The 14705-nt window shown below is 69.2% G+C and carries 16 protein-coding genes; 5 read left to right on the top strand and 11 right to left on the bottom strand.

The annotated features are described in order from the left end of the window. Positions 1-19: 19 nt before the first annotated feature. From AC32QD_RS00215 to AC32QD_RS00190, 6 genes are all read right to left on the bottom strand, one after another. Positions 20-1183, bottom strand: coding sequence for a hypothetical protein (locus AC32QD_RS00215; RefSeq protein WP_492008459.1), 1164 nt, complete (start codon positions 1181-1183; stop codon positions 20-22). A gap of 33 nt (positions 1184-1216) precedes the next feature. Next, positions 1217-2056 (bottom strand): hypothetical protein, encoded by an 840-nt coding sequence (locus tag AC32QD_RS00210; protein WP_492008458.1) that lies wholly within the window; start codon positions 2054-2056, stop codon positions 1217-1219. A 664-nt stretch (positions 2057-2720) separates the two neighbouring features. Beyond that, on the bottom strand, positions 2721-4784 hold the full coding sequence (rpoD, locus tag AC32QD_RS00205) for an RNA polymerase sigma factor RpoD (protein WP_492008457.1): 2064 nt from the start codon (positions 4782-4784) through the stop codon (positions 2721-2723). A gap of 176 nt (positions 4785-4960) precedes the next feature. After that, positions 4961-6922 carry a DNA primase gene (gene dnaG, locus AC32QD_RS00200; RefSeq protein ID WP_492008456.1) on the bottom strand — a complete coding sequence of 654 codons (1962 nt, stop codon included), beginning with the start codon at positions 6920-6922 and terminating at the stop codon, positions 4961-4963. 39 nt (positions 6923-6961) lie between these two features. Next, the gene (locus tag AC32QD_RS00195; protein WP_492008455.1) at positions 6962-7636 is read right to left on the bottom strand and encodes a hypothetical protein; all 675 of its coding nucleotides are present in this window, start codon (positions 7634-7636) and stop codon (positions 6962-6964) included. A 6-nt stretch (positions 7637-7642) separates the two neighbouring features. Continuing rightward, on the bottom strand, positions 7643-7936 hold the full coding sequence (locus AC32QD_RS00190) for a DUF3572 domain-containing protein (RefSeq protein ID WP_492008454.1): 294 nt from the start codon (positions 7934-7936) through the stop codon (positions 7643-7645). 15 nt (positions 7937-7951) lie between these two features. Here AC32QD_RS00190 and AC32QD_RS00185 point away from each other — a divergent pair, with 15 nt between their 5' ends. Continuing rightward, positions 7952-9448 (top strand): PleD family two-component system response regulator, encoded by a 1497-nt coding sequence (locus AC32QD_RS00185; protein WP_492008453.1) that lies wholly within the window; start codon positions 7952-7954, stop codon positions 9446-9448. Positions 9449-9464: 16 nt separating this feature from the next. Here AC32QD_RS00185 and AC32QD_RS00180 read toward each other — a convergent pair whose 3' ends face one another. The 4 genes from AC32QD_RS00180 to AC32QD_RS00165 are packed head-to-tail and all read right to left on the bottom strand — an operon-like array spanning position 9465 to position 11220. Then, positions 9465-9983, bottom strand: coding sequence for a periplasmic heavy metal sensor (locus tag AC32QD_RS00180; RefSeq protein ID WP_492008452.1), 519 nt, complete (start codon positions 9981-9983; stop codon positions 9465-9467). A 13-nt stretch (positions 9984-9996) separates the two neighbouring features. Continuing rightward, on the bottom strand, positions 9997-10362 hold the full coding sequence (locus AC32QD_RS00175; protein ID WP_492008451.1) for a hypothetical protein: 366 nt from the start codon (positions 10360-10362) through the stop codon (positions 9997-9999). Positions 10363-10384: 22 nt separating this feature from the next. Further along, positions 10385-10957, bottom strand: coding sequence for an RNA polymerase sigma factor (locus tag AC32QD_RS00170; RefSeq protein ID WP_492008514.1), 573 nt, complete (start codon positions 10955-10957; stop codon positions 10385-10387). Between the two features lie 32 nt (positions 10958-10989). Then, positions 10990-11220, bottom strand: a complete 231-nt coding sequence (locus tag AC32QD_RS00165) for an EF-hand domain-containing protein (protein WP_492008450.1) — start codon at positions 11218-11220, stop codon at positions 10990-10992. Between the two features lie 426 nt (positions 11221-11646). Between AC32QD_RS00165 and AC32QD_RS00160 the strand changes: the two genes are divergently transcribed. The 4 genes from AC32QD_RS00160 to rpmG all read left to right on the top strand — a co-directional run bounded on the left by AC32QD_RS00160 (position 11647) and on the right by rpmG (position 14271). Beyond that, positions 11647-12072: a DUF983 domain-containing protein gene (locus tag AC32QD_RS00160; RefSeq protein ID WP_492008449.1), complete on the top strand. Its 426-nt coding sequence runs from the start codon at positions 11647-11649 to the stop codon at positions 12070-12072. 65 nt (positions 12073-12137) lie between these two features. After that, entirely contained in the window at positions 12138-12827 is a 690-nt protein-coding gene (locus tag AC32QD_RS00155) for an NUDIX hydrolase (protein ID WP_492008448.1), read from the top strand. A gap of 8 nt (positions 12828-12835) precedes the next feature. Further along, the gene (locus AC32QD_RS00150) at positions 12836-14020 is read left to right on the top strand and encodes an MFS transporter (protein WP_492008447.1); all 1185 of its coding nucleotides are present in this window, start codon (positions 12836-12838) and stop codon (positions 14018-14020) included. Positions 14021-14103: 83 nt separating this feature from the next. Next, complete coding sequence (gene rpmG, locus AC32QD_RS00145) at positions 14104-14271, top strand: 50S ribosomal protein L33 (protein ID WP_492008446.1); 168 nt, start codon at positions 14104-14106, stop codon at positions 14269-14271. A gap of 124 nt (positions 14272-14395) precedes the next feature. Here rpmG and AC32QD_RS00140 read toward each other — a convergent pair. Then, the coding region (locus AC32QD_RS00140) for a Bax inhibitor-1/YccA family protein (RefSeq protein WP_492008445.1) at positions 14396-14705 on the bottom strand (310 nt) is incomplete at its 5' end.

Genomic DNA, 14705 nt, shown 5'->3' with positions numbered 1-14705 from the left:
CGCCTTCGCGCGCCGCGCCTCAGCGCGGCTTCTCACCAGTATAGTCCGAAACCGGGGTCAGTCGAAAGACCGGCGCCTCAGAGACCGCGCCGCGCGGGGCATGGGTCACGTGGTACCAGGTCCGCGCCGCGGTCCCCACCTGCGTTCCGTCGCCCGGCGCGGAGCCCTTCTTCACCCGCGCATGTGCGATCTCGAACAGGTCGCCGACCGTCTTCTCCAGCCCGAAATCGTTCGAGGTAATCTCCAGCTCCATGCCCAGAAGCGGTTCAAGCCCGCGCGAGGCGGCGCCGGGATTGCGCCCCGGAGCGGGCGGCACCAGGTTCCAGCGCAGCCACAGCGGCAGGGGAGCGATGCCGTCGACCAGCGACTGGATGAAATCCGGGATCACATCGGGCGGCGTGGCATTGCCCGCGGGGTGCCACACGATGCCGCTGGCCTCGGTCAGGATTGACACGGCGGCCGCGGTCACGGTCACCGCCACGGCGCGGTCGTAGTTCAGATCGGGGTCGGCGGGATCGGGCGGGTGCGCGTCCGCGATCATCACATGGCCGCGGCTCTGGCTCAGCCGCTTCACCCCCTCGGCCCACAGCGCCGGGTTCACCCGCTCCTCCAGCGCGCGGCCGACGAAGGCCGGCTTGTCGCCGCCGCCGACCAGCGTGCGCAGCCCGTTGACGCGCAGGATGGCGCTGGGCGGCGCGGTCAGCCGGCGCTTGAGCAGGCTGAAGCGCGGCTGCTCGTCGGCGTCCTTCATCTCCGGATCGAAGTCCGCCACGGCGCCGGTGTCCTCCAGGATGTCGTTCACCGTGTCCAGAAGCTCGCGCGCGGTGAAGCGCGGCGCTCCCCACAGCGCCATGGTGGCGCCGAACACCAGGTTGGGGTTGACCCTGGGCAGGTCGGGGTGCAGCTCGACCAGTCCCGGGTCGCCCGCCGGCGCGCTCGCACGGGCGGGCCCCGTGCGGGCGCCGCCCATGTCCTCGCCGATCTCGCGCATGGCCGTGCGGATCGCCGCCATCAGCCCGGCGCGGCCTTCCTCCGCGACCGGATCGGGCACCGCCGTGGGCGCCGCGCCCTCGTCCATCACCGGGTCGCCGCTGCCCCCGTCACGCTGCGCGCCGCCGGCCGCCGGGCGCAACTCGGATGCGGCCATATCGGGGTTTTCGCGCTGCTGTGCATTCTGGCTCATCTGCATCGCTCGCAGGGACCGCCGCGGCGGTCCTCAGGCCGCCCCGGCGGCCAGGTCAGGCGCCTGCGGCGCCGCCTCTTCCAGCACGATCGCCGGCGGCGCCCCCTCCTCGGCCCCGCGGTAGCGCACACTAAAGGTCAGGCTTTTGCTGTGCGCGGTCCGCATGCCCTCTGCCGGCGGCACCCCGGTGCCCAGGATCTCGGCCACCAGCATCATGGCCTCGCGCCCGGCACCCGCCTCGGACAGGCTCGGCGCGCGCACCTCGATCTCGGCGCCGAGCAGCGCGTAGAACCCGCGCGTCGCCACCACCCCCCAGGGCTCGACCGCGGCCCGGACCCACAGCGCGACCGGCGGCTCGCCGGACATCAGGGCGGGCAGCGCGGTGGCCAGTTCGTCGCGCGGCACCGCGACGCCCGAGGTCTCCCACACCAGACCCGCGGGTTGCGTCAGCTCGGCCGCGGCCTCGGCCACCGCGGTCAGCGCCGCCGCGCGGTCGTGGTTGAGATCGAGGTCGCTGCCCGGCGCCGGCTCGGCCTCGAAGATCCGCAGATGCGCCCGGCTCCGCTCCAGGTCGCGCGGGCCGGTGGGCCAGGACCGGAACTCCAGCTCGGCGGTCTCCCCGGCCGCCGGCGCCGGCCGGTCCTGGCCCTCCGCCACCAGCGTGATGCCCGCCACGGCCACCCCAACCCGCGGCGGCACCTTCGGGCGGTGCCACACCCGGGCGGAGCCCGGGCTCTGCTCAAAGCGTGTCAATCCGGGAACCAGCTCGGCGCTCGCGCCGGCCGGGCCCAGAATCCTGTTCAGCACGGCCAACAGTTCCGCGGGCGTGAAGCGCGGTAGCGCGCGCATCGGCAGCACCGCCGAGAATCCCATCTGCGGTTCCCGGCTGCGCGCAGGCTGCCCGGCAGCGGCGCTTGCGGGTCGCTTGAATGATCCATCCATGGCCGGCCTCCCTGCTGGCAGCCACCCGGGCCACCCACGACGCGCTCTGGTCCCCAATTCGCTACGCAGGGATTGGCCGGCCGGAAGCAGACAGGAGTCGGGGCCGCCAGCGGGACGCGCCCGCCCGCGCTCAAGCAGCCCGGACCACGGCCCGATTACATTCTCGTCACCTTTTGCCCGGAACCGCAAGCCCGCAACTCAGGCGCCCGAGATGAAAATTAGAAAGTGTTGCTTTTTCTAAATGTTGTAAGACATTGCTGAGACATCGTCTGAATACCGCCGCTCAGCCGCCAAGCGAATACGCTGCCCTGCGTTCCCCCCTTTGGCGAGTCCGGCGCCCGCTGGCGCGACTCACCCAGTTGCACGACGGCGCGGCGCGATCGCTCCGACTCTTATATGTTTCCTGTAAGAGTTAGCCCGCAAGCAACCATATTGTGCGGGTTTTTGGAGTCCGGGACGACTTTCCTCAGATTATCGGATTTCCTGTCAACCGTTGTTAACGCCGGGCTTCGGCGGCGCGGCGTATACCCGGGTCAACCCGCCCGGGCGACCGCGCGCCGCCGGCGTGCCGGGTCGCGCGTCGCGACGTCGGGGATCAGTTGTCGAGGAACGAGCGCAGCTTGCGGCTGCGGCTGGGGTGCTTGAGCTTCCTCAGCGCCTTGGCCTCGATCTGCCGGATGCGCTCGCGGGTGACCGAGAACTGCTGGCCAACCTCCTCGAGCGTGTGGTCCGAGTTCATGCCGATGCCGAAGCGCATTCTCAGGACCCGCTCCTCGCGCGGCGTCAGCGAGGCCAGCACCCGCGTCGTGGTGTCCTTGAGGTTGGACTGGATCGCCGAATCCAGCGGCAGCACGGCGTTCTTGTCCTCGATGAAATCGCCGAGCTGGCTGTCCTCCTCGTCGCCGATCGGCGTCTCGAGCGAGATCGGCTCCTTGGCGATCTTCATCACCTTGCGCACCTTCTCGAGCGGCATCTGCAGCTTGATCGCCAGCTCCTCGGGCGTCGGCTCGCGGCCGATCTCGTGCAGCATCTGGCGCCCGGTGCGCACCAGCTTGTTGATCGTCTCGATCATGTGCACGGGGATGCGGATGGTGCGCGCCTGATCGGCGATCGAGCGCGTGATCGCCTGGCGGATCCACCAGGTCGCGTAGGTCGAGAACTTGTAGCCGCGGCGGTACTCGAACTTGTCCACCGCCTTCATCAGGCCGATGTTGCCTTCCTGAATGAGATCAAGGAATTGCAGCCCGCGGTTGGTGTACTTCTTGGCGATCGAGATGACCAGGCGCAGGTTCGCCTCGACCATCTCGGTCTTTGCCTGGCGGGCCTCCTTCTCACCCTTCTGCACCGTGTGCACGATGCGGCGGAACTCGGGGATGTCGAGCCCGACATGCTGGCCGATCTGGCCGATCTCGTTGCGGATCGACTCCAGCCGCCCGCGCTCGCGCTCGACCAGCTTGCCCCAGTTCTTGCCGGGCAGGCCGGCCAGTTGCTCGATCCAGTTCGGATCGAGTTCCGAGCCGCGGTAATGCTCGATGAACTCGCGCCGGTTGACCTTGTGCTGATCGGCGATCTTCATCAGCTGGCTCTCCAGCGTCATCAGCCGGCGGTTGATGCCGTAAAGCTGGTCGACCAGCGCCTCGATGCGGTTGTTGTGCAGGTGCAGCGAGTAGACTTCCTCGACGATCTCCTTGCGCAGGCGCTGGTAGCTGCGCTCCTGCCCGCTGGAGAAATGCGAGGCCTCGTGCAGCGTGGCGTCGAGCCGCTTGGTCTGCATCTCGCGCAGCTTCTCGTAGGTGTGCGCGATGGTGTCCAGCGTCTCCAGCACGGAGGGCTTGAGCGCGGCCTCCATGGCGGCGAGCGACAGGCTCGCCTGCACGTCCTCCTCCTCCTCGTCGGTCTCGCCCTGGGCGGAGCCGTCCTCCTGCCCGTCGCCGTCCTCGTCGGCCGCCTCGTCCGCAGCGGCATCCTTGCCGTCGGGCCGGGGCGAGGCGGCGTCGGGACCGGCGGCGGCCGCGTCGACCGGCGCCGCGGGGCGCACCGCCTCGCCGGGCGTGACCGCGGCCAGGTCGCTGTCGTCGCTGGACTGGCCGAAGGTGGTCTCGAGATCGATCACGTCACGCAGCAGGATCTTCTCGTCGAGCAGCTCCTGGCGCCAGATGGTGATCGCCTGGAAGGTCAGCGGGCTTTCGCACAGGCCGTTGATCATCGTGGCCCGGCCGGCCTCGATGCGCTTGGCGATGGCGATCTCGCCCTCGCGCGAGAGCAGTTCCACCGAGCCCATCTCGCGCAGATACATGCGCACCGGATCGTCGGTGCGATCGACTTCCGTCGTCGTGGTCTGCTGCACCGCGACTTCGCGGTTGTCGCTCTCCTCGGCCTGCGGCGCCGACTCCTCGGCCTCGCCCTCGCCCTCACCCTCGCTCTCGCCCTCGACGACGTTAACGCCCATCTCGGACAGCAGAGACATGACATCCTCGATCTGCTCCGAGGAAAACTGATCCGAAGGCAACACCCGGTTCAGCTCGTCATAGGTGATGTAGCCGCGCGCCTTCGCCTTCGCGACCATGCGCTTGACGTCGGCCTGGCTCATGTCGAGCACCGGGCCGGACTGGCTTTCGGTCTGCTCGGTGTCGGTCTGCTCTTCGTCCTTGGACGCCATCAGGAACCTTTCGTCACTGATCGCCTACCGCAGCACGCTACGATCCAACATCACGCCATGCCCGCATAGCACATGTGATATCGAACCGCGCCGTTCGGTCGCCCCATCAAGTAAAGCCCTCAGGGCCCGCGAAGGGGCGATTCGCAAGCCGCGTGCCGGGCTATTTAAGAAACGAATCACTGATTCGGAAGCGATCCGCGGCGCTTTTTTCGCCGGTAGGCCTTCTCCTTCAGCAAGAGTTGAATTCCGCTCACACTTTTCGCCTCTTCCGCCTCCGACAGGACGCCAAGGCACCTGTGCTGCGCCTCCTCGAGCTGGCGGTGCGCCTGGCGCATGCGCGAGGTCCAGTCCTCGCCATCCGCTTCCTGATGCTCGCGGACCGCCTCCTCGATCTCGGCAGCGGTGGCAACAGCCATTTGGTGCAGATTGATCGCCTCCGCCAGCACCGCAGCGACCCTGTCGGCCGGCCGGCCGGGGCGCGCCAGCGGAAACTCGCGCGCCTGCGGCAGACGCGCGAGCATCTCGACCGGATCGGCGCCCGTTTGGTCGCGGGCTGAGGCCACGGGGTCCGAGCCCTCATGCAGGGCCGCGATCAGCGCATCATGGATCGGCAAGAACTCGGGAGTCGAGATTGTCATGTCTTCGAGCGCGGCTTCGAGCGCGCCGAGCGCCGCAGGGTTGCGATACGCAATCAGCAGGATCCCGGCCTCGCGCACCCGAGCCGCCGCCCGCGCGTCAATCGGGCCGGAACGAGCCAGCGCCGAGCGGAGCGTCTCGGGCATCGGCCGCGCCGGTGAAGCTGTGCCGGTCCAGCGCCGCCTGTCGCCATCGGGTCGGGGCGCGGCGTGCCGGCCGCCGAACAGCTCGGCACGGCGTTTGCGCATCTCGGCAGTGTAATGCGCCCGCACGGCCGGATCGGCGATGCGGTTGAGCGCCTCCTTCAGCCGGCGGTCCAGCGCGGCGCGGCGCTCGGGCGTGTCGATCGGCTCGCGCGAGGTTTCGCGCTGCCACAGCATCTCGAACAGCGGCCGGGCGGCTTCGAGCATCCTGCGCATACCGGCGGGCCCTTCCGCCCGGATCAGGTCGTCGGGGTCGCGTTGCGGCGGCAGCACGCAAAAGCGCAGCGACCGGCCCGGCTGAAGCTTCGGCAGCGCCAGGTCGATGATGCGCTCGGCGGCCCGCAGCCCGGCCTCGTCGCCGTCGAGGGAGATCACCGGCTCGTCGGCGATGCGCCACAGCAGGCCAAGCTGGTCCTCGGTCATGGCGGTGCCGAGCGGCGCCACCGCGTGCGCAAACCCCGCCGCAACCAGCGCGATCACATCCATGTAGCCCTCGGCCACGATCACCGTGCCGGCCTTGCCGGCGGCCTCGCGCGCGGGGCCGAAATTGTAGAGCGTACGCCCCTTGCTGAACAGTTCGGTCTCGGGCGAGTTCAGATATTTCGCCTGCGCGTTCGGCTCCAGCGCGCGCCCCCCGAAGGCGATGCAGCGTCCGCGCGGGTCGCGGATGGGAAACATCAGCCGGCCGCGGAACCGGTCATAGGGCGCGGCACCGTCCTCGGGCCGGATCACGAGACCGGCGGCGACGGCTTCTTCCAGCATGCCCTTGTCGCGGAAGGCCTGCACCTGGTGCTGGCGCGAGTCGGGCGCATAGCCGATCTCGAACCGCTTGAGGATGTCGCCGGAAAGCCCTCTGTGCGCTGTATATTCTCGTGCGGGCTGCCCGCCGGCGGAGCGGAATGCGAGGCCATAGAGGCCTACCGCCTCCTCCATGACCGCGGCGAGGCGGCCAAGGCGGTCCTTGCGCTCGGCGGCATGGGGATCGCGTCGCTCCTCAGGCATCTCCAGCCCGGCCTCGCGGGCGAGAATCTCGACCGCCTCGATGAAGGGGACGTTCTCGGTCTCCTTGACGAAATTGATCGCATCCCCGGAGGCGTTGCAGCCGAAGCAATGGTAGAAGCCGCGCCGGTCGTCGACGTGGAACGAGGGCGTCTTCTCCTGGTGGAACGGGCAGCAGGCCCAGAAGTCGCCCTTCGCCGGGTTGGTCTTCCTGCGGTCCCAGGCGACCTTGCGCCCCACCACGGCCGAAAGCGGCAGTCGGTCGCGAAGCTCGTCGAGAAAACCGGGGGGCAGCGACATGGCCCAACTATCGCCACAGCCGCGCGAGTCGGCAAGCCGTCAGGTCGAGAGCACCCGCCGCACCGCCGCCTCGCACTCGGCCCAGTCCTCCACCCTGTGCTGGGCGGCGGGGCTCTCGGTCAGGATGCGCCGGACATGGCTGGCACCGACGAAATGGACGCGCACGACCTCGGGCGCGCGCCGGGCGGCACTTTCGTGCTGCTTCGGCGAGTCGTCGATGAACACCACCGGCGCACGGCAGCGCGCCGCCAGCCAGCGCAGCGCCCGCCCCTTGCCGCCGGCATTCACCACCATCGGATAGCTCATGCCGAGCGCCGCCAGATTCTGCCGCCGCGCTGCGGAGGCGTGCGCCGGCACGTTCGTCAGTATCATCACCTGCGCCAGCGCCGACAGGCGTCCTAACGCCTCGGCCGCGCCCGGCACGGGGCGCTGGTTCAGGGTCTCCGCCTCGAAGAACCGGTCTATCAGCTCCAGGCAGGCGTCGAACGGCTCCGGCTCCTGCGATCCCTTCGCGAAGATCGAGCCCTCGAGCTGGTAATGCGTCAAGTGCATTCGATACCCGATGCCGTCGAGGAAGCGCACGAGATGGTCGGCGAGGTAGACCAGGACCTCGTCGGCATCGACGGCGATCAGCGGCGCCCCGGCCCGGATGGGCACGGCGCGAAGCTGCGCGACGATCTGCTCGTCGAGCTCCGACTCGATTTCCGCAAGCATCGCGCCTCAGGTCCAGTTGGGCACATCGCCGCCCGGCAGCGCCGCGCGGGCGCGTGCGACAAGGCCGGGCGGTACGGATTCGGCATCCGCGAAAGCGAGGAGCGCGGATTCGTCAGCCAGGACGAAATCGAGCACGAACCCGAGGAAGCCGGGATCGGCGGCGCAGACGCGAAGATCCGCCGGCCCGGCGCCGCTCCACGCCAGGAACCGGCCCATGCGTTCGGCATCCGCGGCCATCCAGGCCAGGGCCCGGACCGCCAGCACATCCGCCTCTGACTTTGCCATCGGTCCTGCCGCCATCTGCGCCCCCATGTCGTGCCGCGCGCACGCTTAACCCGGTGCGAGAAAGAATGCGTTAACGTTTTTGGCGTCTCCTTAACCGAAAGCGCAACGGCTTCGACCGCCGCGCGAGACATTGGCCCCGGTTCCACGCGCATGCCTGGCAGAGTTCTGGTCGTCGACGACGTCGCGAGCAATCGCCTGATCGCCCGGGCGAAGCTTGCGGCGAGCTATTACGACGTGCTCGAGGCGCGATCGGGCGAGGAGGCCCTGGCCACGGCCGAGCGCGAACAACCCGACCTGGTCCTCCTCGACGTGATGATGCCGGGACTCGACGGCTTCGAGACCTGCCGTCGACTCAAGGACTCCCCGGCCACAATGCACATTCCCGTAGTGATGCTGACCGCGCTCGAGGGCCGGGCCGATCGGCTCAAGGGGCTCGAGGCGGGCGCGGACGACTTCCTGACAGTGACCTGCCCGGACATTGCGCTCGTCACACGGGTCTCCAGCCTGATTCGCATGAAGCTGATGATCGACGAGCTGCGGCTCAGGCACGAGACCTCGCGGCAACTCGGTCTCGACATCGCAGCCCCGGAATGGCCGCCTAGGCTGGAGGCATCGTCGGTGCTGCTGATCGCCCGCGAGGACGGGCTTGCCACCGTTTTGGCGCGCGAGATTCGCGCCCGGCTCGGCTGTGCCGTGGAAATCGCCGAGGGAGAGGCCTCGGTCCGCGCGCTCGTCGCGTCGAACCGCTACGACGCCTGCCTGGTCGGGCCAGCCCTGGCTGACGGCGACCCCATGCGCACGGCCTCGCTGTTGCGCTCCCGCGCCGAAACGCGCCAGATCCCAATTATGATGATCTTCCCGGAGGGGAAACTGGCCGACGCCCACCTCGCGATGGAGATGGGGGTCGCGGACTACGTCACCGCCCCGCCGGACATCCCCGAGTTGATCGCGCGCCTGCGCGTCCAGCTGCGGCGCAAGCACTATTCCGACCGCCTGCGCAGCTTGATGGATGACACCCTCGCTCTGGCTGCCGTCGACCCCCTCACCGGGCTCTACAACCGCCGGTACGCCACGCACCATCTTGAGCTTCTGCTCACCCGTCAGGAGGCGGACGGCAAGGGCCTCGCCGCAATGACACTGGATCTCGACCGCTTCAAGGCGATCAACGACGGATACGGCCATGCGGCGGGCGATGAGGTTCTGCGAGAGTTCGCCCGACGCCTGCGCGCGAGTCTTCGGGGCGTCGACCTCGTCGCCCGGACGGGGGGCGAGGAATTCCTGGTCGTGATGCCCGATGTCGCCGCGGATCACGCCGAGCGCGTGGCCGAGCGCGTGCGCAGCGCCATCGAGCGCAAGGGATTCGCTCTCAACGGGATCTCCACCCCGCTCGGCATAACCGTCTCGATCGGGATCGCCTTCCACCGGCCGGGCGAAACGGCCGCCGGGGTTCTCGCGCGCGCCGATGCCGCGCTCTATGCCTCGAAGAACGCCGGGCGCAACAAGGTCACGCGCGCCGTGGCGGCTTGACGGAATTTCGCGGGTCTCACCCCTTCCTTGCGCTCAGCCGCTTCATCCACCGCCGGGTCCTCTGTTCGATTCGGTCGGCGAGCTGGGCGCGCTCAGATGCATTCAGCGTCCGCGCGATGGCGGCCATCTGCTCCATGCCGATGCGCCAGTAGGCGCCGCTCGCGGCATAGCGCTGCGCCAGCGCCTGGTCGAGCTTCTTGGGGTCGAGCGGGTTCTGCCGAATGGCCTCGAGGAACGCCTTGTGCGCCGCCCGCATCTCGTTCCGCGCCTTCCTCACCTCGTCCTGACGGGACAGGAGGATCGTCTTCGCCTGGGCCCGTCCGGCCTCGGGCACCAATTGAAGGATGCGCGCCTGCAAACGGTCCAGGCCGGACTTGGCCGCCAAAGCCGCGACCCTGTGCTGGTGCCACTCGCGCATGGCGTGGCCGCCGATCAACCCGGCCACCGCGAGGTTGAGCCCCAGCGATACGATCAATAGCCCCTTCATCCATCCCGGCGCCTTGCGCCAGCCGGATTTTCCCTCAGCCTCGCTCATCCGATACGCCTCCTCACAACACGTCGTCCGAGAAGAACAGCGGGTCGCCGCCACTTAACTGGCTGGTCTGGACGCTATTTCCGAGAACTGTCCTGGCTAGAAAGTTGCCGCCGGATTCGTAGCCCACGCCGAACCCGATCGCGAGGCTGAGGAGCACCGCCGCCACCGCCCCACCAACCCACAGGTCGAGGCCGCGCAGCCGATCTAGGAGGCCCGGCCTGCCGCCTTTCCTGCGCAAGCGCGGCGCCTCGGCCGGGCGTCGCTCGGCCGCGACTTGCGCCGCATCGCTCAGCACGCGGGCACGCAACTGCCCGGAGACTTCCGGCCAGGCAGCCCGCTCGGCCCGCGCCAGCGCCTCGAGCGCCTCGTCGAGATCCATCGGAGCCTTCCCAGTCATTGCCCTACGCCTCTGGTTCTTCGTTCAGTTGTGCCGCCAGCTGACGACGCGCCCGCGCCAGCAGGCTCTCGACGGCTTCCACCGAGCACTCCAGCCGCGCGCCGATCTCGGGGTTCGACAGCCCCTCGAAGTGCCGCAGCACCAGCGCCTGTCGCTGCCGATCCGGCAGACCCACGATGGCGCGCACGAGCGCCCGGCTCGCTTCCGAGTCCGCCAGACGGTCCAGAACCGCCGGGGCCGGGTCGGGGGGCTCGGCAACCTCCTCGATCGGCGCGGTCGGCCGGCGCCGGCGCAGCTTGTCGATACAGAGGTTCTGCGTGACCCGGTAGAGCCAGGTCGAGATGCGCGCCTCGCCGGCCCGCCAGTTGCCCGCCTGGCGCCACAGCCTCAGCATCGCCTCCTGCGCCACGTCCTCCGCCTCCGCCTCGTCGCCCAGAACGCGCCATGCCTGGCGCAGCACCGCAGGCAGACAATGCTCGGTCAGCTCCCGGGCCGCCGCCTGGTCGCCGCCTGCGAAGCGCGCCAGCAAAAGCGCGTCCTCGTCCGTGCTCTGCGCATCCAGCATGGCCGGCATCAGTCCTGCGCTGCCCTCTTCGGCGCCTTGCCGTCTCAGTTTCCAAACTGCTCAACGCTCGTGCCGCCATCTCGACGGACCCGCCAGCGGCCGCGCACCGCCTCGATCGAGAGAACGCCGTCGCCATCGGCATCCATCCGGTCGAAGCGGGCGAAGCCCGTGGCCCCGAGCTCCGAGTGCTCGATCCGACCATCGCCGTTCCCGTCCATCCTTGCAAACAACTTCGCCACGCGATGGGCGACGCAGCCCTGCGCCGCCTCAACCATTTCCTCCGCGTTCACCACGCTAGAGCGCTTGCGCCGCCAGCGCCGGACCGGCGCACACGTTGCATCCGGCGCACCTGGCAGGCGCCGAGCCTCACAGCAATCGATGACGCCGTGTGCGCCGCGTCCGCGCCGCTGATGCAGCCCTCCGCGCTGCCGGACACAGGCTGCCGCCGCCCCCTCCGCGCCCGCAGCGTCAAGGCCGCTGCCGCCAGGTTCGCAAATTCCGCCTTCATCCCGTCCTTGCCTTCCTCCGGCGCGCACCCGGCCCGCGGGGGGCTCCCGGGCGGCCCCGGGGAGCTCTCTTGCAGGTGCAAACGGACCGGCGCGGCATTTCCGTCGCGCGGCTTCGCGACATGGTGCCGCAAGGCGCATTGAGCGGGTGCGCTCGAAGCCTCGCCGGACTACTCTCGCAGCATGGATGGATCGATGTTCACGCTGATGGAAAATGCGCCTCCCGGACCCGCTGAAAACGGCTCCGAGCGTGCGCTGGGGCCGGCATTGCTGCGCGGCTGGCGCGGGCGCTGCCCCAGCTGTGGCGGCGGGCCGATGATGAGCGGGTATCTGCAAGTCCGCCAAAGCTGCGCCTCGTGCGGCGAGGAGTTGCACCACCACCGGGCCGACGATGCGCCCGCCTGGGCAACGATCCTGATCGTCGGCCACGTTCTGGTGTTCGGGCTGCTCTTCGTCGAGCTGAATTTCTCGCCGCCGCTGTGGGTGCATTGGGCGGTGTGGCCGGTATTGACGCTGGGTCTGACCATGTGGCTGCTGCCGCGGATAAAGGGAATGATCGTCGCCTTGCAATGGGCCTGGCGCATGCACGGTTTCGACGATCGGTCTCAGCGACAAGGCTGAGCCCGCTGGACAGCGCGGTGCAGTGCGCTCCATAGTCCGCCGCGCGACACTGGCCGGAGCCGCCCATGCCTGACCCCGAGACCCCGTCTGCGCCGAAGGATGCCTTGCGCGACGCCGCAAGCGTGATTCTCGTTCGCCGCGACGCGAGCGTGGCGCGGGTGCTGATGGGCCAGCGCGGCCGCGGTGCAGCCTTCATGGCCTCGAAGTTCGTGTTCCCCGGCGGCGCCGTCGATCCCGAGGACCGTGCCGTCCCTGCCACGCTGACGCCGGCCGCCGAGGCGCGCCTCGCCATGCGCGCCCCGCCGGGTATCGGGCACGCGCTTTCGATGGCGGCGATCCGCGAGCTGTGGGAAGAAACCGGCCTGGCGCTGGCCTGCGATAACGGCCCGTCGACAGAGGCGCCGCCCGCCAGCTGGCGCGGCTTCTTCGAGGCCGGCCACCGCCCGGCGGCCGACCGGCTCGAATTCGTCTTCCGCGCCATCACCCCGCCCGGCCGGCCGCGCCGCTTCGACGCGCGCTTCTACATGGTGGAGGCCGCTCATCTCGCCGGCGATCCCGATGACTTCAGCCGCGCCGGGGGCGAGCTGTCGCATCTGCGCTGGATCACACTGGCCGAGGCGCGCGCCCTCGACCTGCCGTTCATCACCGAGGTGGTGCTGGCCGAGGTCGAGGCGCGCCTTGCGCAGCCCGAGCGCGACCGTCCGGTGCCCTTCTTCTTGCACAGCGAGGGCCGCTCCTTCATCGATTCTCTCTGAGTCGGACCGTGCCCGCCCGCGCCGCTTCCGCCGCGCTCAGCGCCCAGATCGCGCCGATCGCGGCGATCACGCTTTTCGGCGTGTCCATGGCAATGAGCTATCCGCTGTTTGGCCTGGTTATCGACCGCGCCGGCGGCAGCGGTACGCTGATCGGGCTGAACTCCGCTGCGGCCGCGGTGGCGACGGTGGCCGGGGCGCCGGTGCTGCCGCCGATGCTGCGGCGGTTCGGGCTCGGCCCGCTGATGATCGCCGCGGCGCTGACGCTGGCCGCCACCATGCTGATGATCCCGCTGATCGAGAGCTTCTGGTACTGGACGGCGCTGCGCTTTCTTTTCGGCGTCGCCGGGACCGTGCTTTTCTTCGCCTCGGAATACTGGATCGTGGCCGCCGCGCCGGAGTTCAGCCGCGGGCGGATCATCGCCATCTATGCGCTCTCCGTCTCGGCGGGATTCGCGCTCGGCCCGGCTCTGCTCGGCCTGACGGGGCTCGAAGGCATGCTCCCTTTCGCAGTCGGCGCGGCGGTGATCCTGGCCGGGCTGTTGCCGATCCTGTGCGGGCTCGCCAATGCGCCGGACGTCGCCGACGACCAACAGTCGCTGCCCTTTGCCGCAATTGGCATGTTCGCTTCCGATCCAACGGTCGTGTTCGCCGTCGTCCTGTTCGGCACGATCGAGTTCGGCGCCATGTCCCTAATCGCCGTCTGGGGCGTCAGGAGCGGCCTGACCGAGGCCGAGGCGGCACTGCTGCTCACAGCCTTCGCCATCGGCTCGATGGTGTTGCAACTGCCGCTCGGCTGGGCCGCCGACCGCTTCGACCGCAAGGCCGTGCTGGCCGTCGTGGCTGCCGGCTCGGCGGCAGCGCCGATCGGCATGACGCTGGCTGCATCGTCCTTCGGCCTCATGGTCTTCATCGTCGGGTGCTGGGGCGCGATCTCGGTCGGGCTCTACACCATCGCGCTCACCGAGCTCGGTGCCCGCTACCGCGGCGCGCGGCTCGCCGATGCCAATGCCGCGATCATCCTCGGCTACGGGATCGGCGCCCTTGTCTCGCCGACGCTGTTCGGCTGGGCCATGGACGCAGTGCCCCCCGATGGGCTGATGATCGCCGCCGCGGCACTCGCGCTCCTCTACCTCGCCCTGGTCGCCGCGCGCATGGCGCGGCCGCGCTGCCCCTTGACAGGCGGCGGGGGATGAGTAGGTAACGGGCCTTGGATTATGTGCCCGCGGCCTCGGGCCGGGGGAAGGAACAGGGGCGGCGCCCCTCGGGAGACAGGACCATGGCGAAACCGACCACGGTGAAGATCCGCCTCAACTCGACCGCCGGCACGGGTTTCTTCTATGTGACCAAGAAGAACTCGCGCACGATGACCGAGAAGATGGCGGTACGCAAATACGACCCCGTCGCGCGCAAGCATGTCGAGTTCAAGGAAGGCAAGATCCGCTAACCTTTCGACCTCTTCGCACACGTCAAAGGGCGGCCCCCGTGCCGCCCTTCTTCATTTCTGCTTACCACGAAAAAGGAAAGGGCCGGGTCGCCCCGGCCCTTTCGGCATTCCGGACCTGCGCAGGTTACTGGCGGTTGCCCAGGAACTGCAGCAGGAACATGAACAGGTTCAGGAAGTCGAGATAGAGGCGCAGCGCCCCCATCACCGAGCCCTTCTCCAGATAGGCCTCACCCTGCGGCGTGCCGCGAAGCTGCAGATACTCGGTCTTGATCTGCTGCGTGTCATAGGCGGTCAGTCCGGCGAAGATCAGCACGCCGAGCAACGAGACCGCCCACTGGATCGCGGCCGAGTGCAGGAACAGGTTCACCACCATGGCGACGATCAGGCCGATCACGCCCATGATCAGGAACGAGCCCCAGCTCGAGATGTCCTTC

Source organism: Thermohalobaculum sp. (genome assembly GCF_058622915.1).
The sequence above is the reverse complement of the archived record's forward strand: the minus strand, read 5'-3'. Positions and strand labels throughout refer to the sequence as shown.

Coding starts and splice junctions, on each gene's coding strand:
- AC32QD_RS00155 (WP_492008448.1), top strand. CDS start 12,138: ATGCCTGACCCCGAGACCCCGTCTGCGCCGAAGGATGCCTTGCGCGAC.
- dnaG (WP_492008456.1), bottom strand. CDS start 6,922: ATGTCGCTGCCCCCCGGTTTTCTCGACGAGCTTCGCGACCGACTGCCG.
- rpoD (WP_492008457.1), bottom strand. CDS start 4,784: ATGGCGTCCAAGGACGAAGAGCAGACCGACACCGAGCAGACCGAAAGC.
- AC32QD_RS00180 (WP_492008452.1), bottom strand. CDS start 9,983: ATGAGCGAGGCTGAGGGAAAATCCGGCTGGCGCAAGGCGCCGGGATGG.
- AC32QD_RS00160 (WP_492008449.1), top strand. CDS start 11,647: ATGTTCACGCTGATGGAAAATGCGCCTCCCGGACCCGCTGAAAACGGC.
- AC32QD_RS00210 (WP_492008458.1), bottom strand. CDS start 2,056: ATGGGATTCTCGGCGGTGCTGCCGATGCGCGCGCTACCGCGCTTCACG.
- AC32QD_RS00195 (WP_492008455.1), bottom strand. CDS start 7,636: ATGCTTGCGGAAATCGAGTCGGAGCTCGACGAGCAGATCGTCGCGCAG.
- AC32QD_RS00175 (WP_492008451.1), bottom strand. CDS start 10,362: ATGGATCTCGACGAGGCGCTCGAGGCGCTGGCGCGGGCCGAGCGGGCT.
- AC32QD_RS00215 (WP_492008459.1), bottom strand. CDS start 1,183: ATGAGCCAGAATGCACAGCAGCGCGAAAACCCCGATATGGCCGCATCC.
- AC32QD_RS00190 (WP_492008454.1), bottom strand. CDS start 7,936: ATGGCGGCAGGACCGATGGCAAAGTCAGAGGCGGATGTGCTGGCGGTC.
- rpmG (WP_492008446.1), top strand. CDS start 14,104: ATGGCGAAACCGACCACGGTGAAGATCCGCCTCAACTCGACCGCCGGC.
- AC32QD_RS00165 (WP_492008450.1), bottom strand. CDS start 11,220: ATGGTTGAGGCGGCGCAGGGCTGCGTCGCCCATCGCGTGGCGAAGTTG.